The following is a 19,650-nucleotide window of genomic DNA, read 5'->3' as shown; positions in this document are numbered from 1 at the left end:
TCGGTGATTCCATGGTGCGCGTCCCGCGCGCATATCGGGTAACTACCCCGAGCTATGCATGGATATAGCCTGTAGCTATGGCTCGGACATCCAGCGGCATCACGCTGCAGCAGCTGCACTACTTCGTCGAGGTCGCCGCGGAAGGGTCGATCAGCGCGGCCGCCGACCTGTTGTACGTGTCACAGCCCACGATGTCCGCCGCCATGAAGGACCTCGAGTCCCGCGCGGGGCGCACCCTCCTCCTCCGTTCGGCCCGTGGCGTCACTCTCACCGCCGACGGCGCGGAGTTCCTCGGATACGCGCGTCAGGTGACCGAGCAGGTCGAGCTCCTCGAACAGCGCTACCTCGGCCGACCGCCCTCGCGTCGTCTGCTCGGGGTCTCGGCGCAGCACTACTCGTTCGTGATCGACGCGTTCGTGCGGATGGTGAAGGCGAGCGGCGCCGCGGAGTACGAGTTCTCCCTGCGGGAGACCCGCACCTGGGACATCATCGAGGACGTCCGGACGCTGCGCAGCGAACTCGGCATCCTGTACCGCAACGACTTCAACCGCAGCGTCATCGACAAACTGCTCCGCGACTCGGGTCTCTCGTTCCGCCCGCTGTTCCTCGCCGATCCGCACATCTTCGTGTCGCGCACGAACCCCCTCGCCGTCCGCGATCGCGTGACCCTCGACGATCTCGCGGGCTTTCCCCGGCTCACGTTCGACCAGGGCGCGAACAACTCGTTCTACTTCGCCGAGGAGATCCTCTCCACCCTGTCGAGCGCGCAGGAGATCCGCGTCAGCGACCGCGCGACCATCTTCAACCTCATGATCGGCCTCCACGGCTACACGATCTCCACCGGCATCATCAGCGACGACCTCGACCCCGAGATCGTCGCGATCCCCCTCGACGTCGACGAGCGCATCGAGATCGGATGGATCGGGCACTCCGCCATCCCGCTCACCGAGCAGGCGCAGCGCTACCTCGAGGAGCTCCGAGCCGTCGTCGCCGGCTTCGGAGTGACGCTCCTCGGCTAGCCGCGCGCGAGGCGTCCGCCGCGCCACCGCAGCCGCACCGCCGCAGAGAGATTCCCTCAACGCGGCGTCACGCGTCGACAGCTTCCTTCTCCGACACCTTCGCCTGGGTCCGAGCCACGATGCGGCCGCGGATGGCGAGCGCCAGCACCACGGCCAGCAGCGCGTACAGCGTGATGGCGATCGGCCCCTGCACGAGCACGGCGAAGTCGCCGTTCGCACTCATGGCGGCATCGCGCAGGCTGGCTCGGCGAGCGCCCCGAGCACCATGCCGATGATGAGCTGGAAGAGTACGCCGCGCGACGGAGCGCGCGAGACGGCCAGCAGCACGATCGCCCGCTCGCGCAGGGCGAAGTCGACCGCCTGCTCGCCACCGGAACCATCCGACTGGGGGAACGCGGGACCGAACGGGCGACGACGTCGATGGACCGACCGGACGGCCTGCCGAAGGGGCTCGCCGACGTCACGCTGGCGCGCGTGATCGCCGCGCTCGATCCGGTCACCTCGCTGTCGGCATCCGAAGTGGCGGGGGCCTGCTCGCTCTCGCGCGCCACCACTCGCCGCTACCTCGACCACCTCGTCGCGACCGGCGTGATCGATCTGGCTCATCGCTACGGCAAGCGCGGACGACCGCAGGTCCTGTACCGTCTCGCACCCTCGCCCGACGCCTGACCGCCCACACCCTCACCCCCGCAGTTGAGAGATGGAGAACGTCTCGGAATGTGCCGCGTCCGCGGCGATCTCGATCTCTCGACGACACGTACCCGGGATGCAGAAATCCCCGCCGCAGATGCGACGGGGACTTCCGGTGATGTGCGCCCGAAGGGACTCGAACCCCTAACCTTCTGATCCGTAGTCAGATGCTCTATCCATTGAGCTACGGGCGCTCCTGGACCGCTCAGCGGGCCGTGGAACAGCTTATAACAGTCCTCAGGCGATTGCGAATCGAGGGCTCAGGAGGCGCGCTCGGCGGCCTTCTCCTGCTTCTTGCGGCGCTTGGCCTTGGCCCGCTGCAGCGACGACAGCGCCTGCAGGTCGACGAGGCGGAGAGCCTGCATGCGGGCGTCACGCATCCGCTCGTAGTCGGGGTCCTGGTCGGGGCGCATGCCCTCGACGCGCAGGCGGCGATCGAGGTTGTGACGCACGTCGGACCATGCGGCGCCGCGGGCCTCCTCCACGATCGACTTCAGCGCCTCGTCGTCCTGCATCATCTCGCGCAGCTTCGTCGCGACGCCGTGCGACTGCTTGGCGCGGCGGCGGAGGTTGCGCACGTCGCGGTCGCGGTAGTCGTGCGTGCCCGAGGGATCGGAGTGCCGACCCCGGGCGCGCTTGCGCAGCGCCGTGAGGTTCTCCTCGGCCTCCTCGGACTCCTCGGCCATGGCGCGCAGGGCCTCGCGCGCGTCGTCCATGTACTTCTGCATGTCGAACACGCCGCCCTCGGCGATCGTGCCGATGAGGATGTGATTCTTCACCGCGAGGCGCGCCGCAGCGGTCGCGATCGCGACGCCTTCCGCGATGGCCTCCGCCGTTCGTCCCACCGCTACCTCCTCCCTTCGAGCGTACCGGTTTCGCCCCCGGAAGCGGTCGGTCAGAATGGAGCGGATGCGGGTCGCGAGGACTCGTCCGGGGATCGGTGCCGCTCCCGATCAGCGGCCGGAGGAGCAACCATGACGCGTCTCGCGCTGACCGGGAGCACGACCGTGATCACGGGGGCCGCGAGCGGCATGGGCGCCGAGATCGCACGGCTCCTCGCCCCGCGCGGCGTGCATCTGGCGCTGCTGGATCACAACGCGGAGGCGCTTGCCGCCCTGGCGGCCGAGCTCGACGGGACCGTGACGACCCACGTCGTGGATCTCCGCGACGACGAGGCGGTGCTCGCGACCGCCCGCCTCGTGCAGGAGTCGCACCCGCGCATCAACGCTCTCCTCACGTGCGCGGGCTCCTCGATGCTCGGCACGCTCGATCAGCTGACCATGGAGGAGATGCGCTGGCTCGTCGACGTGAACCTCTGGGGCACGGTGTCCATCACCAAGGCACTGCTGCCCGCGCTCCGTGCCGCTCCCGCCGCGCACATCACCCACTTCGCGAGCGTGTACGCGATGGCCGCGCCGGCGGGCCGCATCCCGTACTCGATGAGCAAGTTCGCGGTGCGCGGGTTCTCGGAGGCGCTGCGGCACGAGCTCGAGGACTCCTCCGTCACGGTGGGTGCCGTGTACCCCGCCGGTGTGCGCACGGGGATCATCCTGCACGGACGGTACGCCGCCGCTCTCGACCCGGCGGTGGCCGCGCGGGCGGCGAAGGCGCAGGCAGCGATGTACCACACGGAACCGGCGGACGCCGCGGCGCAGATCATCCGGGCGACCGAGAGGCGTCGCGCGCGGACCATGGTCGGCCGCGAGGCGCGCCTGATCGACGTGCTCGTGCGGCTCAGCCCGTCGGGGTACTGGCGGGCGATGCGCCGGCCGCTGCGCGAGGCCGTCGACACGACCACGCCGCTCCGCTGACGCGCTCGGCCGGCGTGGGTCTCAGCGCACCGCGCCGACCCAGATGCCCGAGGCCCAGGCCTGCTGATCGGCGTTGCAGCCCACCGAGCCGGGGTAGCCGCGCACGACCGCCATGCAGTTCGCCAGGAACTCCGGGTCGCCGCCGAACAGCGAGTGGTAGGCGCCCGCCGAGGTCAGCGATCCCCACACCTGGAACTGGTAGATGTGCGCGAGCTCGTGCGCCATGGCCCACTCCAGCCGCTCGGAGCTCCAGCCGGCGATGTCGGCGCGGTACTTGATGTAGCCGTTGCTGTTGGCGCACGCCGGGGCGGTGCCGCCCGCGCACGACGACGACTCGTAGAGACCCACCCCCGCACCTCCGACCGTGTCGAGCGCGGCGCGTACCCGTGCGTAGCCCTCCGGTCCGCCGGACGACCAGCGCGGCCCGCCCGGCCCCGCGGACTGCTCGGCCTGCCACGCCGCCACGTCCTCCCCGATCTTCTGGGTCAGGGCCTGCACGGTGGCGGTCGCGGCGACCACGACAGCGGGATCGGCGTGCTCGGCGAGCACGGTCTGCTGCGCGGAGAGCGCGGAGGCGAGGGGCGCCGAGGTGTCGACCGCGTCGCCCGCGCCGCTGACCACCGCGCCGAAGGCGGTGATCTGGTCGAGGAACGCCGGGCGCACCTCGAGGACGGCGGCGCGGTCGGCGGTGTCGTGCTCGGCGACCTCGATCATCCCCTCGAGGTGATCGACGCGCATCTGCGTGCGGTTGACGGACTGCGTGAGCGTCTGCAGCTCGGCGATCACATCGGCGCGCTGGTGCTCGAGGGCGGCGGCCCGGGCGACGACGCCGACGCCCATCATGAGAGCGCCCACGACGACGACCGAGACGACGCGACGGATCACCATCGGCGACTCACGGCAGGAAACCCGTCGCGTCGGCGATCTGCGCGTCCTGTTCGGCGATGGTCGAGCGCAGCGCGGTGAGCTGGCCGGCGAGGAGATCGGCGCGGTCCTGAGCCTCGTCGAGACGCTCCTGCGCGCGGACGACCGCGGTCTCGGCCTCGGCCAGCGCATCGACCCGCTGCTGGTCCGCGACCACGACGAGAACGCCTCCGCCGACCACGAGCAGCCCTCCGGCGATCACCGCGATGACCCGCATATCGCTCCCCAGAACATGAACGTGCGTCCGGAACGATTCCGTAGGGCCAAATATAGCCAGGTGCCGGGGGCGCTACCAGCTCATGCGCGGGGCGCGGCGCTGCGGAACCTGCGCAGCCGCAGGCTGTTCACCACGACGAACACGCTGGAGAAGGCCATGGCCGCGCCGGCGAGCATCGGGTTGAGCAGTCCCAGTGCCGCGAGCGGGATCGCCGCGACGTTGTACGCGAGCGCCCAGAACAGGTTGCCCCGGATGGTGGCGAGGGTGCGTCGGGCGAGGCGGATCGCATCGACCGCTCCCCACAGATCGCCGCGTACGAGCGTCAGGTCGGAGGCCTCGATCGCGGCGTCCGTTCCCGTGCCCATGGCGATACCGAGATCGGACTGCGCCAGCGCGGCGGCGTCGTTGACCCCGTCGCCCACCATCGCGACGACGCGACGATCCTGCTGCAGCGCGACGACCTCCGTGGCCTTCTGCTCGGGGAGGACCCCGGCGCGCACGTGCTCCACGCCGATCTCGGCCGCGACGGTCAGGGCCGCGCGTTCGTTGTCGCCCGTCAGCAGCACCGGGGTCAGCCCGAGGCCGCGAAGAGCGGCGATCGCCGCGGGGCTGCTCGGCTTGATGCGATCGGCCACCACGAGGATGCCTCGCACGCGACCGTCCCAGGCCACCGCGACCGCCGTCCGCGCCTGCTCCTCGGCCGTCGCGAAGTCCGCGGCGAGCCGATCGTCGAGCGAGAGACCCCAGTCGCCGAGGAACGACGGCCGACCGACGACCACCCCTCGCCCCTCGACGACGCCCGACACGCCCCGGCCCTGCACGCTCTGGAAGTCCACGACGGGCAGGACGTCGCCGAACCGCTCGGTGGCGGCGCGCACCACGGCCTGCGCGATCGGATGCTCGGACGCGTCTTCGAGCGCCGCGGCGACGCGCAGCACCGCATCCTCGTCCTCGCCCTCGGCGGCGATCACGTCCACGAGCGTCATGCGCCCCGTGGTGACCGTGCCGGTCTTGTCGAGCACGATCGTGTCGACGCGGCGCGTGGACTCCAGCACCTCCGGCCCCTTGATGAGGACGCCGAGCTGCGCGCCGCGCCCCGTCCCGACGAGAAGGGCCATGGGCGTCGCAAGACCCAGCGCGCACGGGCACGCGATGATGAGCACCGCCACCGCCGCTGTGAAGGCCGCCGCCGCTCCGCCGCCGCTCAGCAGCCAGATCGTGAGCGTGAGCGCCGAGATCGCGAACACGATCGGCACGAACACCGCCGACAGCCGGTCGGCGAGACGCTGGGCCTCGGCCTTGCCCGACTGCGCCTCCTCCACGAGCTGCGCCATCCGCGCGAGCTGCGTGTCCGCACCGACGCGCGTGGCCCGCACGAGCAGCCGACCGCCGACGTTGACGGTCGCGCCCGTGACGGCGTCGCCCGGGCGCACCTCGACCGGAATCGACTCTCCCGTGAGCATGGAGGCGTCCACGGCGGACGCCCCCTCGACCACGACGCCGTCGGTCGCGACCTTCTCACCCGGGCGCACCGAGAACACGTCGCCGACGTCGAGCCGGGTGAGCGGCATCCGCTCCTCCACGCCGTCGCGCACGACGGACACGTCCTTGGCGCCGAGCTCGCCGAGAGCGCGCAGCGCGGCTCCGGCCCGGCGCTTGGAGCGCTGCTCGAGGAACCGTCCGAGCAGCAGGAACAGGGTGACGCCGGCCGCGACCTCGAGGTAGATGCTGCCGAGACCGTCGCCTCGTTCGATCGTGAAGCGGAACGGATGGGTCATGCCCCACATGCCCGCCGTCCCGAAGACCAGCGCGTACAGCGACCACAGGTACGCAGCCGTGACGCCGACGGAGATCAGCGTGTCCATCGTGACGGTGCGATGCCGCGCGTTGAGCACGGCTGCGCGGTGGAAGGGCCAGGCAGCCCAGACGACGACCGGCGTGGCGAGGGCCAGCGACGCCCACTGCCATCCCGGGAACTGGAGCGGCTCGATCATGGCGAGGAGGATGACCGGCACCGCGAGCACGCCGGCGACGACCAGGCGTCGCCGCAGCATCCGATAGGCGGGGTCCGGTGCATCGGATTCGACGTCTCGCGGCAGGGCGGCCGTGTATCCGCTGCGCACGACCTCGGAGATGAGGTCATCGGCGTCGACACCGGGGGCGACCTCGACGTGCGCCTTCTCGGTCGCGTAGTTCACCGAGGCCGACACGCCGTCCATCCCGTTGAGACGCTTCTCGATGCGCGCGGCGCACGACGCGCACGTCATCCCGCCGATCTCGAGGTCGTAGACCGCTCCGCTGGTCATGACCGGGGTCAGTCGCGCGTGGCGCGGTAGCCGGCCTCGTCGACCGCCGCCAGCACGGCGGCGTCGTCGGGGGCTCCGTCCGAGGTGACGACGAGGGCGCCGGAGGCGGCGCTCACGTCGATCGCGGTCACGCCGTCGATCTTCGAGACCTCGCTGCGCACGGATCCCTCGCAATGCCCGCAGGTCATCCCGGCCACGGTGTACGTCGTGATGGTCATGGCTGTTCCTTCCGTCGGCGACAGGTCCACTATACCCCCCTAGGGTATCCGGTGGGGCGCGAGTGAAGGATTCGGACCGGGCGGCCCGATCGGCGCCGAGTGGATCAGCCCGTCACGGCGCCGCCGCCGGAGGGGCGTCGACACCCAGCCGCCGAGCAGCGGATGCGACCGCGTTCATGGTGTGCTGCGGGATCAGAGCGCGCAGCGCCACGGCATCCTGCGCCTCGACGGCCTCGAGGATGATCCGATGCTCCTCGGCGGTCTCGATCAGGTCGTCGTGCTGGCCGAAGAGCCACCGCAGCCGCGTCGCGAACACGCTCACGAACTCGAAGATCGTGTCGTTCGCCGCCAGATGCGCAGCGACCTCGTGGAACAGGCTGGCCGCGATCCGCGCCTCCTCGACCTGACCCGCGTGCGCCGCCGCGAACTCCTGCTCGTAGACATCCCGGAGCCGGTCGAGGCCCTCGGGCGTGCGCCGCTGCGCCGCGAAGACGAAGATCGTCGTCTCGATCGCCTCGCGCACCTCGCCGAAGTCCTGGAGCTCCTTCAGGGTGAACTCGCGCACCACGGCCCACGTGCGCGGGCGCGCGATGACGACTCCCTCGGCGACCAGTGCGCGGATCGCCTCACGGACGGGAAGACGTGAGACGTCGAGCTCCGCCGCGATGTCCCGTTCGACGAGTCGGGAGCCGGGGGCACGCCGCCCCAGGACGATGTCGTCGCGCAGGATGCGCGTCACTCTCGCCGACTCGAGTTCGCCGGCCGCCCCCGCCTCCGCCATAACGGGATTGTCTCATCCCGGAACTCCGCGGGACAACTTTGGTATCCCAACGCCCGCAGCGATCCGGATCAGGGCAGTCGGTTCGCGATCGCGAGGTTGGCCCGCAGTTCGTCGGCGTTCTGACGCACGACGTACGCCGGACGGTCGCGCTCGACACGCCACGACTCGCTCAGCGGCCCGACGTTCACGGTGTCGAACCCCGCCGCGTCGTAGAGGCGCATGACGAAGTCCACGGCCTCCGCGTCGTCGCCCGCCGTCGCCAGGGCACGGCGGTCCGGCGTCCCGGCGGGAGAACCCGTGGTGGTGATGTCCGGAGCACCGATGTGGTTGAAGGCCTTCACGACGCGCGAGGTGGGCAGCGTGCGCTGCAGCAGCTCGGAGGTCGTCGTCTCGCCGCGATCGAGCTCGTCGATGTGCCCGTCGCGCTCGAAGTAGTAGTTGTTCGTGTCCAGGACGATCTTCCCCGCGAGCTCGTCCACCGGCAGATCGTCGATGCGTCCGAGCGGGATGGTCACGACGGCGACGTCCGCCGCGGCCGCCGCGTCGGAGGCTGTCGCCGCGCGGGCCCTCGGACCGAGGTCCTCGATGAGACCGGCGAGCGTCTCCGGACCGCGCGAGTTCGCGATCACGACGTCGTACCCGTCGGCGATCGCGACGCGCGCGATCTGACTGCCGATGTGTCCTGCTCCGATGATTCCGAGAGTGCTCATGAGGGTGCCAACACGGATGCCGCGCGGCTATTCCCCCGGCGGCGTCACGGCGTCACACGGAGCGCAGGAACCGCTGTTCGACCCGGCGATAGCCGAGACTCTCGTACAGCGCGATCGCCCCGGCATTGAACCCGAACACGTGCAGGCCGATCGACTCCGCGCCGACCTGTCGCGCCGCCTGCTCGGCGGCGAGCATGATCTCCCGCCCGTGTCCGCGCCGACGGTGCCCCTCGGCCACCTCGATGTCGAGCACGAAGACGTGGGGCCGTACGTCGCGCGTGCGCTCACCGAGCCACAGGATGCCGACCTCATCGCCGTCCGCATGCGCCGTGAACAGCATCTGACCGGACGAGTCCACGCCGTCCGGGAGCTCGAGCGTCATCTGCCGATGCGACTCCGTCGCCGCAGCCTCGGCGGAGTAGCGCCCGGATGCGACGAGATCGTCGGCGAACGCCGCCTCGGAGTAGGCCGCGAAGGTGCGGAAGCGCTCCGGCGTCATGCGTCGCAGTTGCACCCGCGGCGCCACGTCGCGGCCGGGCAGCGGCTCCAGCAGCATCTGCATCGACGCGAGCTCGAAGCCGCGCCCCTGCAGGAAGGCGTGACCGTCGGCATCCGTCGCGTAGAGCGCCATGCTCAGGCGGTGCACGCCCTGCCGGGTGACGAGTGCGGTCAGGGCGTCGAAGAGCTCGTCGCGCTGCCCCTCGTCGGGAGCGGTCGAGAACGCGAGGTCGACCACGAAGAGGATGCCGTCGTTCGCCGCGAGCCAGACCGTGCCGATCTCCCCGGGCGCCTCGGTGCCGTCGTCGACGATCGTGAGGATCAGAGAGGTCTCGGTCGCCGACCCGTCCGGAAGCAGTTCGGCGAGGAACGCGTCGGCGTGCGCGACGGCGTCGTCGCCGAGCAGCATCCGCGACCCCTGGCGCAGCCGGATGAGACGCTCCCTCGTGGCGATCAACCAGGCGTCGAAACGGCTCTCGTCGAGGGGTATCAGCTGCACAGGCATGACTCCATCCTGCACCCCGGCCTCGACACGACGCTCAGGACTTGTGCAGGGCGTCCTCCACCGCGACCCACGCGAGCATCGCGCACTTCACGCGTGCCACGTACCGGGAGACGCCGCCGAGCGCCGCGGCGTCTCCGAGCAGCTCCTCGTCCGGTTCGATCTTCCCGCGGGACCGCATCGCCTCACGGAATGCCGCGATCCGCACCTCGAGGTCCTCCACCGTCAGCCCTTCCGCGAGCTCGGCGAGCAGCGAGGCCGAGGCCTGCGAGATCGCGCAGCCGTGGCCCTCCCATGCGATCGCCTCGACGCTGCCGTCGGCGGCGCGGTGCACCTGCAGCGTGACCTCGTCGCCGCACGTCGGATTGACCTGGTGCGACTGCGCCGCGATCTCCTCGCGCAGGCCGAAGCCGTGCGGGGTGCGCGAGTGGTCGAGGATGAGCTCCTGGTACAGGTTCTGCAGGTCGCTCATGCGCCCCTCCCGAAGAATCGGATGGCTCCGGCGACGCCGTCGATCACGGCCTCCACCTCGGCCTCGGTCGTGTACACGTATGTGCTGGCCCTGGTCGACGAGGTGATGCCGAGTCGTCGGTGCAGCGGCTGCGCGCAGTGATGGCCGACCCGCACGGCGATGCCGAGATCGTCGAGGTACTGACCCACGTCGTGCGAGTGGATGCCGGCGACGTCGAAGCTGGCGAGTCCGACGCGCGGCAGGTCGATGTCCGCACCGAGCACCTGCACCCCGTCGATGGCGCCGAGCCCCTCGACGAGGCGACGGCCGAAGGCGGCCTCGTGCGCGGCGATGCGGTCCACGCCCACCGCGCCCAGGTAGTCGATCGCCGCGGCGAGCGCGACCGCCTGCGAGACGCGCTGCGTGCCCGCTTCGAAGCGCTGAGGCGGCGGCAGGTACTCGGCCTCGGTCGTCGTCACGGTCGTGATCATCGAGCCGCCGGTGAGGAACGGCGGCATGGCCTCGAGCAGGGCCCGGCGACCGTAGAGCGCCCCGATGCCCGTCGGTCCGAGCATCTTGTGTCCGGAGATCACCGCGAAGTCGACGTCGAGCGCATGGACGTCGAGCGGCAGGTGGGGCGCCGACTGGCAGGCGTCGAGAAGCACGAGCGACCCCGCGGCTCGGGCCATCCCGACGAGCTGGTCCACCGGGTTCACGACGCCGAGCACGTTGGACACGTGGGTGAATGCCACGAGCCGGGTGCGCTCGCCGATCAGCTCGGCGGCGACGTCGAGGCGCAGCGCGCCGTGGTCGTCGAGCGGGATCACCCGCAGGGTGGCGCCGGTGCGCGCCGCGAGCTCCTGCCACGGGATGAGGTTCGCGTGATGCTCCATCTCGGTCGTGACGATCTCGTCGCCCGGTCCGATCCGCAGCCCCGCGGCGGCATCCCCGCCGCGCCCGAGCGACGCGTTGGAGATCGAGTAGGCCACGAGGTTGATCGCCTCGGTCGCGTTGGAGGTCCAGACGATCTCGCTCTCGTCGGCCCCGATGAAGCGCGCGACCGTCGCCCGCGCCTCCTCGAAGACCTCTGTGGCCTCGGCGGCGAGGGTGTGCGCGCCGCGGTGCACGGCGGCGTTCAGCGTGGTCGCGAACTCACGCTCGGCATCGAGCACCGACAGCGGACGCTGGGAGGTGGCGCCCGAATCGAGGTACGACAGCGGATGACCGTTGACCTCGGCCTGGAGGATCGGGAAGTCCTCGCGGAGCCGCCGCACGTCGGCATCCGTCAGCGGCTCGAACACGTCGGCAGGGCGGAGAGGGCTCATCCTTCTAGCTTCTCATCCGGCGCACGTGTCGGGGTCGCGGGTCCAGCGGGTCTAGGCTCGCACCATGATCAGCGGCGACACCCTCGCGACGTTCGTCGTCGCGGCGTTCATCATGGTCGTGATCCCCGGCCCGACGGTGCTGTTCACGATCGGACGCGCGATGGCCCTCGGAAGGCTCGGCGGCTTCCTCAGCATCCTCGGCACGGCCCTCGGCTCCCTCGTGCTCGTGGCCGGCGTGGCGCTCGGGGTCGGCACGGTGATCGCGCAGTCGGCCGTGCTGTTCACGATCGTCAAGGTGCTCGGCGCCGGGTACCTCGTGTTCCTGGGCATCCAGGCGATCCGTCACCGGAAGGATGCCGCGGCGGTCGTCACCGGCTCCCCGCAGCGCCGTTCGGGAGCGCGCCTGCTCGGCGAGGGCTTCGTGGTCGGCATGACGAACCCCAAGTCGATCGCGTTCTTCCTCGCGATCCTCCCGCAGTTCGTCGACCTGCGGGCCGGGGCGGTGCCGATGCAGCTTCTGCTGCTGGGCGTGATCGTCGTGGCGATCGGCGTCTCGTGCGATGCGATCTGGGTGCTGCTCGCGAGCGCCGCCCGGCAGTGGTTCGGTCGCTCGCCGCGGCGGATCGAGGCGATGGGCGCGACCGGAGGCGGGCTCATGATCGCTCTCGGCGCGTTCCTGCTGTTCTGGAGCGAGAAGCCCGCGACCGCCTGAGCGTCACATCTGACGAAGGTGCTCGCGCAGACCAGGCAGGGCGAAGTCGAGTCGCCCGCGACCCGCGGGCTGCACGAGCCCCGCATCTATGAGTCGGGCCCGGTAGTTGCTGATGGTGTTTTTCCTGTCGCCGAGCCGACGACCGATGTCCGCCGACATCGAAGGCCCGTCGTCCTCGGACATGGCGCGGAGGAAGTCACGGTCCTTCGGCGAGGTGTGTACTCCTGTGTACTCAGTGTACTTGAGTGGTCTCATGCCGAGTTCGGCCTGTGGACGACGGCGTCATCACATGCGGGCGTAGCGGGCGCGGGCGATCGAGAAGATCCCGTACACCGCGAGTCCGGCTCCGACGAGCCAGAGGATCACGCGTCCGTACGGCAGGTCGGCGAGGCTGCGCAGTGCGGCATCCAACCCGCCGGACTTGTCGGGATCATGGGTCCACGCGGCGATCACGAACAGCACACCCGTGACGGAGACGGCGACGCCCTTCGCGAGATAGCCGGTGACTCCCAGCGCGACGATCGGCATCCGCCCTTTCCCCGAGGGCAGATCGAGCAGCTTCTCGAAACCGCGCGTGAATCCGCTGACGATGAACCCGATGCCCACCCCGACCACGGTCAGGCCGATCGCGATGAGCAGGATCACCCCTCCCGGCGCGGACAGGAGCACGGCGCTGAGCGTCTGCGAGGACTCCTCCGACTCGGCGTTCCCGCCGAAGGCGTAGACGGTCGCGAGTCCGGCGATCACGAGATAGGCGACCGCGATGCCGAGGAGCTTGATGCGCTGCCCCCACTTCTTGACCTCACCGCCCGTCGCGACGAAGGCGCTGACGATGTTCCACACGGCCAGGGCGATGAGCGCCGCGGCGATCACGGCCAGCACGAGACCGCCGACGGGAGTGGAGCGGATCTGCTCCATGGCGCCGTCCTGATCGGCGTCCCCGCCGGCACCCGAGGCGATCGAGACGGCGAGGGCTCCGATGATGATGTGCACCAGGCCCACCACCACGAAACCGGCACGGGCGATGCGGCGGAAGGCGTCGGATCCCCGGGCTTCGCGCGCGGCGGACTTCGCTGTCGTCATCCGTGCAGGATATCTCCGTGCGGCGATCCGCTGGAGGGCCTTGATTCCCGCGCCGTCATCGGTCCGCCTCCGTCGCGGGAACCGGGACGGCGACCGGGGCGATCCGGTCGTCGAGCTCGGCGTCGTAGAGGTCCTGCGCGGCGAGCACCTCCTCGACGTGCGACTCCGCCCACACCTGCAGCGCCCGCAGCGGTTCGTGCAGCGTTCGTCCGAGGGGCGTGAGGTCGTAACGCGCGTGACCGTCGGCGTGCGCCGCACGCACGACCATCCCGTCGCGCTCGAGCGCTCGGAGGGTGTCGGCGAGCACCTTCTTCGTCACGCCGTCGACCTCGCGGTGCAGCTCCCCGAACCGTCGGGGCTGCTCGTGCAGGAGCACCACGACCATCGCCGTCCACTTGTTCGCGATGCGCGCGAGGGAGGCCCGCGAGGGGCAGCTCGCGGAGAACACCGTCCACTCGCCGCTCATGCGGGTGCTCCTCCGGTGACGTTGAAGTAACCAGGCCCCGATCGGGACGCTGGACCATCAGGGTACCGATCGATCGACCGGTACCGGGCCAACGAAAGGGAGAGACATGTCGGCGATCGACGTCGTGGGACGATACGGAGCGGCCATGGCCGCGGGAGACATGGAGGCGCTCGCGGCGACCTTCGACGAGGATGCCGTGTGGCATCAGCCGGGCGCCAACGTGGTGTCGGGGGATCATCGCGGGCCGGCCGCGATCGTCGCCCACCTCGGACGGTTCATGCAGCTCAGCGGGGGCACCTTCGTGCTCGAGCCCGACACGGTCACGGCCAGCGGCGACCTCGTCGTCATGACCGTGCGGTTCCGTGCGCAGCGCTCGGGTCGCACCGACCTCGCTCAGCACGGCGTCGACGTCTTCCGCGTGGTGGGCGAGCGCATCGCCGAGGTGTGGCTCCTCAGCGAGGATCAGGCCGCCGAGGACGCCTTCTGGGGCACCGCCTGACCGTTCACACCCGCTCGACCGGCTGACGCAGGATCGTGCGCAGCCGGTCGGGCTCGACGCGACGCGGATCGCCGAGGTAGATCTCGTGGTGACGCCCCGTCATGCGCAGGCCGTTGTCGGGGACGAACCGTTCGTGCAGTTCGGCGAGCACCGGGGCCTCGTCGTCGTACGACCCGACATGCAGCGTCTGCACACTGAGTCCCTCGTCGAGCGTCGCGAGTCGCACCGACCGCAGTGCGGCGGGAGCCGGCTCGCGCTTCTTCGCGGCCTTCGCCTCGACGGCGTCGACGGCGTCCGCGAACATCTGCGTCGTGATGTGCTCGGGAACCATGATCATCATGGTCCAGAGCCACGCGGACTTGTCGCGCCGCGACGTGAACGACGCCATGTCCGGCGCGTGCCACAGGCCCTCGAGGGGCATCACCACCGTGTCGATGCCGAGCTGAGCCCGTGCGGCGAACTTCAGCGTGTAGGCGAGCGGGAACAGCGAGGACACGGCATCCGCGTACTCGGGTGCGATGTTCGGATCGCCCGCTCCGTCGACCATGAGGTACTGCAACGGCGGCACCTCGAGCACCCGGAACTGCCCGCGCTTCGCGCGGTACGAGTCGAACGTCTTCTTCGGGTCGATCGGCATGGCGGCTCCTCGGCGTCAGCGGGCCCGGTGCGCCCAGTGTCGCACGAGCCGGCGACACGGACCGGGGACCCGGGCGGGCGGAGAGATTCCGCCCGCCCGGACGATCAGGCCGGCTCGACCGCCATCCACAGCTCACACGTCGCGCGTGTGCCGGTGAACTCGAGATAGCGCAGGATCGACGGCCCGGGGCGCAGTCGCCACGGGTTCGACGGGAACCACTCGGTCGCGGTCGCGGCCCAGAGGTTCTGCAGCGTCTCGGGGAACGGCCCGCTCGACGCGAACACGGCCCAGGATCCCGCCTCGACCCGTATCGCGTCGAGGTCGGCCGGCGGCTCGGCATCCGGTCGGATCGAGACCCCGTGCAAGTAGGTGAGCATCGTGCCCTCAGGCGCATCCGGTGCGATGTCGCCGGTGACGGCGAGGATTCCTCGCGGCTCGGCGTCGTTGAGCGACTTCAGGCGGACGTTCTCCTCCGGGACGATCGAGGCGACGTGCGCCTGGATGTGCGGGTTGACGCCCTCGTGGAGGAGCGGCACCTCGACGGCATGGCCGATGAGGACGAGCTCGGGTGCGGTGATGATGGTGACGTCCATCGGGTTTCTTCCTTCGACGCTCAGGTGGAACCGGAGCGTCGCCTGTGTGCGGAGAGGGCCCCCATCTCGGCGCGCGTCGGCGACGCTGATGCCGTGCACGGCACGGAAGGCGCGGCCGAACGCCTCGACCGATCCGTATCCGTGGCGCACCGCGACGTCCAGGACGCTCGGCACCCCCGACACGAGCTCCGCGCCCGCGAGGGTCATGCGACGCCGACGGATGTATTCCGACAGCGGCATGCCCGCGAGCGCGGAGAACATCCGGCGCAGGTGATACTCGGTCGTGCCCTGACGTCGTGCGAAGTCGGCGACGTCGAACTCCTCGCCCGAGGCGGCCTCGATGCGGTCGATCAGGGCGTTCAGCGTTCCGATCATGAGGTCCTCCTTTCCCCACTATCGTGCGCCCCGCGCGGTGTCTCGCACCCGATCATCCGGGCCGGATGCGATCGGGGTGTCAGCCGTGCTCCGCAGGGTCGGCGAGCAGCGCGGCGAACGCGAACTCGGCGGCACCGATCAGCAGACGGTCCGCGCCGAGAGCCGCCGGGCGCAGCTCGAGTCCCCCGGCGCTCTCGGCCATCGCGAGCCCGGCCACGTCATCGACCAGTGCTTCTCCACGCAGCCCGGCGAGCGTCGCCAGGAAGCCGCCGAGCACCACGGCCCCGGGGTTGAGGACGTTCACCGCGTTCGCGAGCGCACTCACGAGCACGCGGGTCTGACGCGCGACCTCCTCGATCACCGCCGGCGACTCCGAGGCGGTGAGCTCGGCGTCGAGGGTGTCGTCATCGGCGTCCGTCAGACCCACGGCGTCGAGGAGCAGCCGTCGGCTCACCTCCGACTCCAGAACGCCGTCGTCGGTGCGGCGGTCGGCGTCGTCGGATATTCGCGGCCGGTTCTGACCGAACTCCCCCGCGTAGCCGCCGGCGCCCGTGACGGGGATGCCGTGGATGATGAGTCCGCCGCCGATGCCGGAGGCACCGCCGTTGAGGTACACGACGTCGTCGATGCCGCTCCCGGCGCCGTAGCGGTGCTCGGCGATGGCGCCGAGGGTGGCGTCGTTGTCGACGAACACCGGCAGTCCGGTCGCGCTGCGCACGCGCTCCGCCAGCGGCACGTCCGTCCAGTGCAGGTGCGGGGCGTTGCGCACGACGCCGTCGCTCGCCCGCACGAGGCCGGGAACCGCGATCCCCACCGATTCGACGCGCGCGTCGGTGAGGGCGCCCTCGCGCCACGCGGAGAGCCGTTCGACGATCACGGCGACGACGTCGTCGGGAGTCGGCACGGCGTCGTGCGCGATCCGCTCGCGCAGCAGGATGCTGCGATCGAGGCCGACCGCGGCGATCTCGGTCGCATCGATCTCGGGGTTGACCGCGATCGCGACGACGCGGGATGACGCCGTGACGACGGGCGAGGGACGACCGACACGTCCGGGGATGTCCGGCACGCTCTCCTCGACGAGACCACGGCGCACCAGCTCGGCGACGAGGTCGGCGATGGTCGAGCGGTTCAGCCCGGTGGTCTCGGTGAGCTCGGCGCGGGACTGCGCTCCGAGCTCATGGACGAGCCGCAGGAGGCGCGCGAGGTTGTGCGGGCGGGTGCCCGTGGCGGGACTCGTCGATGACGGCATCCCCTCACTGTAAAGGGTGGACGCCGCCGCTGTCATGAGATATGTTGTCTCACGCAACTTATTCGATGACCTGCGCAGGAGCGACGATGCCCACCCCCACCCGTGACGACAAGTTCTCCTTCGGTCTCTGGACCATCGGCTACAACGGAGCCGATCCGTTCGGCGGCCCGACCCGTCCGGCGCTCGACGTCGTGCACGCGGTCGAGAAGCTCGCCGAGCTCGGCGCCTACGGTCTGACGTTCCACGACGACGACCTGTTCGCGTTCGGATCCACCGACGCCGAACGTCAGCGGCAGATCGACCGTCTCACGGGCGCCCTCGCCGACACCGGCATCGTCGTGCCGATGGTCACGACCAACCTCTTCAGCGCCCCCGTGTTCAAGGACGGCGGCTTCACGTCGAACGACCGCGCCGTTCGTCGCTACGCCCTGCGCAAGGTGTTCCGCCAGCTCGACCTCGGTGCCGAGCTCGGAGCGAAGACCTTCGTCATGTGGGGCGGCCGCGAGGGCGCCGAGTACGACTCCGCCAAGGACGTCCGCGCCGCGCTCGAGCGTTACCGCGAGGGCGTGAACCTGCTCGGCGACTACGTGACCGACAAGGGCTACGACATCCGCTTCGCGATCGAGCCGAAGCCCAACGAGCCCCGTGGCGACATCCTTCTCCCCACGCTCGGCCACGCGATCGCGTTCATCGACTCGCTCGAGCGCCCCGAGCTCGTGGGCGTCAACCCCGAGGTCGGGCACGAGCAGATGGCCGGACTCAACTTCACCGCCGGCATCGCGCAGGCGCTGTTCCACGGCAAGCTCTTCCACATCGACCTGAACGGTCAGCGCGGGATCAAGTACGACCAGGACCTCGTGTTCGGGCACGGCGACCTGCACAACGCGTTCTCGCTCGTCGACCTGCTCGAGAACGGCGGCCCGGGCGGCGTCCCCGCCTACGACGGCCCCCGCCACTTCGACTACAAGCCGAGCCGCACCGAGGACGAGACCGGCGTCTGGGAGTCGGCCGCCGCGAACATGCGCACCTACCTGCTGCTCAAGGAGCGCGCGGCCGCCTTCCGCGCCGACCCCGAGGTGCAGGAGGCCCTGGCCGCCGCTCGTGTCGACGAGCTGTCGACGCCGACCTTCGCCCCGGGCGAGACCTACGACGACTTCCTCGCCGACCGGTCGGCCTACGAGGACTTCGACCCGAACGCCTACTTCGGCGGCAAGGGATCCGGGTTCGTCCGCCTGCAGCAGCTCGCGACCGAGCACCTGCTCGGCGCCCGCTGATCGTCATGCCCCTGGTGCTCGGGGTCGACTCGTCGACCCAGTCCTGCAAGGCGGTCGTCGTCGACACCGCGACCGGTGCGGTCGTCCGCTCCGGCCGCGGGGCTCACCCGGACGGGACGTCGGTCGACCCCGAGGCCTGGTGGCATGCGCTCGAGACCGCGATCGCGGAGGCCGGCTCCCTCGACGACGTCGCCGCGTGGTCGATCGGGGGCCAGCAGCACGGGCTCGTCGCGCTCGACGCGCAGGGCCGCGTGATCCGCGACGCGCTGCTCTGGAACGACACGCGCTCGGCGGGTGCGGCCGCCGACCTGATCGCGGAGTTCGGAGCCGAGGAGCTGTCGGCGCGCACGGGCCTCGTACCGGTCGCCTCGTTCACGATCACGAAGCTCCGGTGGCTGCGCGACCACGAACCCGAGAACGCCGCCCGGGTCGCCGCCGTCGCTCTGCCGCACGACTGGCTGACCTGGCGGCTGCGCGGCTTCGGCCCCGACAACCCCGTGCTCGACGAGCTCGTGACCGACCGGTCCGATGCCTCGGGCACCGGGTACTGGGATCCCGCGACGGGTGACTACGATCGCGAGCTGCTCGTCGCCGCCCTCGGTCACGACGCGGTGCTGCCGCGCGTGCTCGGACCGGAGGCCTGGGTGACGGATGCCGCGGGCCGGCGCGTCGGCGGCGGTGCCGGCGACAATGCGGGCGCGGCGCTCGGTCTCGGCGCCGAGCCGGGCGACGTCGTGGTGTCGATCGGCACCTCCGGCACGGTGTGCGCCATCAGCCGCGAGGCCGTGCACGACCCGTCCGGCACGGTCGCCGGCTTCGCCGACGCGTCCGGACACTTCCTCCCGCTGGTCGCGACGCTCAACGCAGCACGCGTGGTCGACGTCACGGCCGCGCTGCTCGGCGTCACGCACGAGGAGTTCAGCGCTCTCGCACTCGCGGCGGTTCCGGGTGCGGCAGGCCTCACGCTCCTGCCGTACTTCGAGGGCGAGCGCACCCCGAACCTCCCCGACGCGACGGCGACGCTGTCGGGCATGACGCTGGCCTCCACGACCCGAGAGAACCTCGCACGGGCCGCGGTCGAGGGGATGCTGCGCGGGCTCGGCGCCGGACTCGACGCTCTGCGGCGTCTCGGCATCCCGCTCGACCGCGCGCTGCTCATCGGCGGCGGCGCGCAGTCCGAGGCGGTCCGCCGCATCGCCCCCGAGGTGCTCGGTCTGCCCGTCGAGGTGCCGGAGCCGGGCGAGTACGTCGCGCTCGGCGCCGCGCGTCAGGCGTCCGCGATCCTGGACTGACGTTCCTCGCTCAACGAC

General features: G+C 70.8%; 23 protein-coding genes and 1 tRNA gene. 7 read left to right on the top strand and 17 right to left on the bottom strand.

The annotated features are described in order from the left end of the window. Positions 1–77: 77 nt before the first annotated feature. Complete coding sequence (locus ACIPY8_RS03925; RefSeq protein WP_400815177.1) at positions 78–1,019, top strand: LysR family transcriptional regulator; 942 nt, start codon at positions 78–80, stop codon at positions 1,017–1,019. 67 nt (positions 1,020–1,086) lie between these two features. On the opposite strand, the gene ACIPY8_RS03920 is transcribed toward ACIPY8_RS03925, so the two are convergent. Next, positions 1,087–1,242 carry a hypothetical protein gene (locus ACIPY8_RS03920; RefSeq protein WP_400815175.1) on the bottom strand — a complete coding sequence of 52 codons (156 nt, stop codon included), beginning with the start codon at positions 1,240–1,242 and terminating at the stop codon, positions 1,087–1,089. Between the two features lie 197 nt (positions 1,243–1,439). Here ACIPY8_RS03920 and ACIPY8_RS03915 point away from each other — a divergent pair, with 197 nt between their 5' ends. Next, positions 1,440–1,688 (top strand): helix-turn-helix domain-containing protein, encoded by a 249-nt coding sequence (locus tag ACIPY8_RS03915; protein ID WP_400815174.1) that lies wholly within the window; start codon positions 1,440–1,442, stop codon positions 1,686–1,688. 142 nt (positions 1,689–1,830) lie between these two features. Here the strand turns inward: ACIPY8_RS03915 and ACIPY8_RS03910 are convergent. Then, positions 1,831–1,903: transfer RNA gene (locus ACIPY8_RS03910), tRNA-Arg, on the bottom strand. Positions 1,904–1,969: 66 nt separating this feature from the next. After that, the gene (locus ACIPY8_RS03905) at positions 1,970–2,554 is read right to left on the bottom strand and encodes an asparagine synthase (protein WP_400815172.1); all 585 of its coding nucleotides are present in this window, start codon (positions 2,552–2,554) and stop codon (positions 1,970–1,972) included. A 129-nt stretch (positions 2,555–2,683) separates the two neighbouring features. Between ACIPY8_RS03905 and ACIPY8_RS03900 the strand changes: the two genes are divergently transcribed. Continuing rightward, complete coding sequence (locus ACIPY8_RS03900; protein ID WP_400815170.1) at positions 2,684–3,520, top strand: SDR family NAD(P)-dependent oxidoreductase; 837 nt, start codon at positions 2,684–2,686, stop codon at positions 3,518–3,520. 21 nt (positions 3,521–3,541) lie between these two features. Here ACIPY8_RS03900 and ACIPY8_RS03895 read toward each other — a convergent pair whose 3' ends face one another. The 9 genes from ACIPY8_RS03895 to ACIPY8_RS03855 form a co-directional block, all read right to left on the bottom strand. Next, positions 3,542–4,408, bottom strand: a complete 867-nt coding sequence (locus ACIPY8_RS03895; protein ID WP_400815168.1) for a hypothetical protein — start codon at positions 4,406–4,408, stop codon at positions 3,542–3,544. Between the two features lie 7 nt (positions 4,409–4,415). Next, positions 4,416–4,661 carry a hypothetical protein gene (locus ACIPY8_RS03890; RefSeq protein WP_400815167.1) on the bottom strand — a complete coding sequence of 82 codons (246 nt, stop codon included), beginning with the start codon at positions 4,659–4,661 and terminating at the stop codon, positions 4,416–4,418. An 80-nt stretch (positions 4,662–4,741) separates the two neighbouring features. Further along, the gene (locus tag ACIPY8_RS03885; protein WP_400815165.1) at positions 4,742–6,967 is read right to left on the bottom strand and encodes a heavy metal translocating P-type ATPase; all 2,226 of its coding nucleotides are present in this window, start codon (positions 6,965–6,967) and stop codon (positions 4,742–4,744) included. Positions 6,968–6,975: 8 nt separating this feature from the next. After that, positions 6,976–7,185, bottom strand: coding sequence for a heavy-metal-associated domain-containing protein (locus ACIPY8_RS03880; RefSeq protein WP_400815163.1), 210 nt, complete (start codon positions 7,183–7,185; stop codon positions 6,976–6,978). A 112-nt stretch (positions 7,186–7,297) separates the two neighbouring features. Next, positions 7,298–7,966, bottom strand: coding sequence for a GntR family transcriptional regulator (locus ACIPY8_RS03875; RefSeq protein WP_400815161.1), 669 nt, complete (start codon positions 7,964–7,966; stop codon positions 7,298–7,300). 68 nt (positions 7,967–8,034) lie between these two features. Continuing rightward, on the bottom strand, positions 8,035–8,676 hold the full coding sequence (locus tag ACIPY8_RS03870) for an NADPH-dependent F420 reductase (protein WP_400815159.1): 642 nt from the start codon (positions 8,674–8,676) through the stop codon (positions 8,035–8,037). A 52-nt stretch (positions 8,677–8,728) separates the two neighbouring features. Next, on the bottom strand, positions 8,729–9,679 hold the full coding sequence (locus ACIPY8_RS03865) for a GNAT family N-acetyltransferase (RefSeq protein ID WP_400815156.1): 951 nt from the start codon (positions 9,677–9,679) through the stop codon (positions 8,729–8,731). A gap of 34 nt (positions 9,680–9,713) precedes the next feature. Next, positions 9,714–10,148 (bottom strand): Fe-S cluster assembly sulfur transfer protein SufU, encoded by a 435-nt coding sequence (sufU, locus tag ACIPY8_RS03860; protein ID WP_400815154.1) that lies wholly within the window; start codon positions 10,146–10,148, stop codon positions 9,714–9,716. Then, positions 10,145–11,452 carry an aminotransferase class V-fold PLP-dependent enzyme gene (locus ACIPY8_RS03855; RefSeq protein ID WP_400815152.1) on the bottom strand — a complete coding sequence of 436 codons (1,308 nt, stop codon included), beginning with the start codon at positions 11,450–11,452 and terminating at the stop codon, positions 10,145–10,147. Before ACIPY8_RS03855 ends, sufU begins: the two co-directional genes overlap by 4 nt. A 64-nt stretch (positions 11,453–11,516) precedes the next feature. Between ACIPY8_RS03855 and ACIPY8_RS03850 the strand changes: the two genes are divergently transcribed. Beyond that, positions 11,517–12,164 carry a LysE family translocator gene (locus ACIPY8_RS03850; protein WP_400815149.1) on the top strand — a complete coding sequence of 216 codons (648 nt, stop codon included), beginning with the start codon at positions 11,517–11,519 and terminating at the stop codon, positions 12,162–12,164. 285 nt (positions 12,165–12,449) lie between these two features. Here ACIPY8_RS03850 and ACIPY8_RS03845 read toward each other — a convergent pair whose 3' ends face one another. Beyond that, positions 12,450–13,247: a DUF1206 domain-containing protein gene (locus ACIPY8_RS03845; RefSeq protein ID WP_400815146.1), complete on the bottom strand. Its 798-nt coding sequence runs from the start codon at positions 13,245–13,247 to the stop codon at positions 12,450–12,452. Between the two features lie 55 nt (positions 13,248–13,302). Next, positions 13,303–13,713 carry a winged helix-turn-helix transcriptional regulator gene (locus tag ACIPY8_RS03840; RefSeq protein WP_400815143.1) on the bottom strand — a complete coding sequence of 137 codons (411 nt, stop codon included), beginning with the start codon at positions 13,711–13,713 and terminating at the stop codon, positions 13,303–13,305. A 106-nt stretch (positions 13,714–13,819) separates the two neighbouring features. Between ACIPY8_RS03840 and ACIPY8_RS03835 the strand changes: the two genes are divergently transcribed. Then, the gene (locus ACIPY8_RS03835) at positions 13,820–14,212 is read left to right on the top strand and encodes a nuclear transport factor 2 family protein (RefSeq protein WP_400815140.1); all 393 of its coding nucleotides are present in this window, start codon (positions 13,820–13,822) and stop codon (positions 14,210–14,212) included. A gap of 4 nt (positions 14,213–14,216) precedes the next feature. On the opposite strand, the gene ACIPY8_RS03830 is transcribed toward ACIPY8_RS03835, so the two are convergent. The 3 genes from ACIPY8_RS03830 to ACIPY8_RS03820 form a co-directional block, all read right to left on the bottom strand. Next, entirely contained in the window at positions 14,217–14,849 is a 633-nt protein-coding gene (locus ACIPY8_RS03830) for a GyrI-like domain-containing protein (RefSeq protein WP_400815137.1), read from the bottom strand. A 104-nt stretch (positions 14,850–14,953) separates the two neighbouring features. Next, positions 14,954–15,817 carry a GyrI-like domain-containing protein gene (locus ACIPY8_RS03825; RefSeq protein ID WP_400815135.1) on the bottom strand — a complete coding sequence of 288 codons (864 nt, stop codon included), beginning with the start codon at positions 15,815–15,817 and terminating at the stop codon, positions 14,954–14,956. A 79-nt stretch (positions 15,818–15,896) separates the two neighbouring features. Further along, positions 15,897–17,066 (bottom strand): ROK family protein, encoded by a 1,170-nt coding sequence (locus tag ACIPY8_RS03820; protein ID WP_400815133.1) that lies wholly within the window; start codon positions 17,064–17,066, stop codon positions 15,897–15,899. A gap of 86 nt (positions 17,067–17,152) precedes the next feature. Between ACIPY8_RS03820 and xylA the strand changes: the two genes are divergently transcribed. Beyond that, the gene (gene xylA, locus ACIPY8_RS03815; protein ID WP_400815131.1) at positions 17,153–18,340 is read left to right on the top strand and encodes a xylose isomerase; all 1,188 of its coding nucleotides are present in this window, start codon (positions 17,153–17,155) and stop codon (positions 18,338–18,340) included. Between the two features lie 5 nt (positions 18,341–18,345). Then, positions 18,346–19,632, top strand: a complete 1,287-nt coding sequence (gene xylB / locus ACIPY8_RS03810; protein ID WP_400815129.1) for a xylulokinase — start codon at positions 18,346–18,348, stop codon at positions 19,630–19,632. The last annotated feature ends 18 nt before the right edge of the window (positions 19,633–19,650 follow it).

This window comes from Microbacterium sp. NPDC089696, assembly GCF_044749125.1.
In the GTDB taxonomy this organism is placed as follows: Bacteria; Actinomycetota; Actinomycetes; order Actinomycetales; family Microbacteriaceae; genus Microbacterium.
This window is presented reverse-complemented; position numbering and strand designations above follow the sequence as displayed.

Coding starts and splice junctions, on each gene's coding strand:
- ACIPY8_RS03925 (WP_400815177.1), top strand. CDS start 78: ATGGCTCGGACATCCAGCGGCATCACGCTGCAGCAGCTGCACTACTTC.
- ACIPY8_RS03920 (WP_400815175.1), bottom strand. CDS start 1,242: ATGAGTGCGAACGGCGACTTCGCCGTGCTCGTGCAGGGGCCGATCGCC.
- ACIPY8_RS03915 (WP_400815174.1), top strand. CDS start 1,440: ATGGACCGACCGGACGGCCTGCCGAAGGGGCTCGCCGACGTCACGCTG.
- ACIPY8_RS03900 (WP_400815170.1), top strand. CDS start 2,684: ATGACGCGTCTCGCGCTGACCGGGAGCACGACCGTGATCACGGGGGCC.
- ACIPY8_RS03895 (WP_400815168.1), bottom strand. CDS start 4,408: ATGGTGATCCGTCGCGTCGTCTCGGTCGTCGTCGTGGGCGCTCTCATG.
- ACIPY8_RS03890 (WP_400815167.1), bottom strand. CDS start 4,661: ATGCGGGTCATCGCGGTGATCGCCGGAGGGCTGCTCGTGGTCGGCGGA.
- ACIPY8_RS03885 (WP_400815165.1), bottom strand. CDS start 6,967: ATGACCAGCGGAGCGGTCTACGACCTCGAGATCGGCGGGATGACGTGC.
- ACIPY8_RS03880 (WP_400815163.1), bottom strand. CDS start 7,185: ATGACCATCACGACGTACACCGTGGCCGGGATGACCTGCGGGCATTGC.
- ACIPY8_RS03875 (WP_400815161.1), bottom strand. CDS start 7,966: ATGGCGGAGGCGGGGGCGGCCGGCGAACTCGAGTCGGCGAGAGTGACG.
- ACIPY8_RS03870 (WP_400815159.1), bottom strand. CDS start 8,676: ATGAGCACTCTCGGAATCATCGGAGCAGGACACATCGGCAGTCAGATC.
- ACIPY8_RS03865 (WP_400815156.1), bottom strand. CDS start 9,679: ATGCCTGTGCAGCTGATACCCCTCGACGAGAGCCGTTTCGACGCCTGG.
- sufU (WP_400815154.1), bottom strand. CDS start 10,148: ATGAGCGACCTGCAGAACCTGTACCAGGAGCTCATCCTCGACCACTCG.
- ACIPY8_RS03855 (WP_400815152.1), bottom strand. CDS start 11,452: ATGAGCCCTCTCCGCCCTGCCGACGTGTTCGAGCCGCTGACGGATGCC.
- ACIPY8_RS03850 (WP_400815149.1), top strand. CDS start 11,517: ATGATCAGCGGCGACACCCTCGCGACGTTCGTCGTCGCGGCGTTCATC.
- ACIPY8_RS03845 (WP_400815146.1), bottom strand. CDS start 13,247: ATGACGACAGCGAAGTCCGCCGCGCGCGAAGCCCGGGGATCCGACGCC.
- ACIPY8_RS03840 (WP_400815143.1), bottom strand. CDS start 13,713: ATGAGCGGCGAGTGGACGGTGTTCTCCGCGAGCTGCCCCTCGCGGGCC.
- ACIPY8_RS03835 (WP_400815140.1), top strand. CDS start 13,820: ATGTCGGCGATCGACGTCGTGGGACGATACGGAGCGGCCATGGCCGCG.
- ACIPY8_RS03830 (WP_400815137.1), bottom strand. CDS start 14,849: ATGCCGATCGACCCGAAGAAGACGTTCGACTCGTACCGCGCGAAGCGC.
- ACIPY8_RS03825 (WP_400815135.1), bottom strand. CDS start 15,817: ATGATCGGAACGCTGAACGCCCTGATCGACCGCATCGAGGCCGCCTCG.
- ACIPY8_RS03820 (WP_400815133.1), bottom strand. CDS start 17,066: ATGCCGTCATCGACGAGTCCCGCCACGGGCACCCGCCCGCACAACCTC.
- xylA (WP_400815131.1), top strand. CDS start 17,153: ATGCCCACCCCCACCCGTGACGACAAGTTCTCCTTCGGTCTCTGGACC.
- xylB (WP_400815129.1), top strand. CDS start 18,346: ATGCCCCTGGTGCTCGGGGTCGACTCGTCGACCCAGTCCTGCAAGGCG.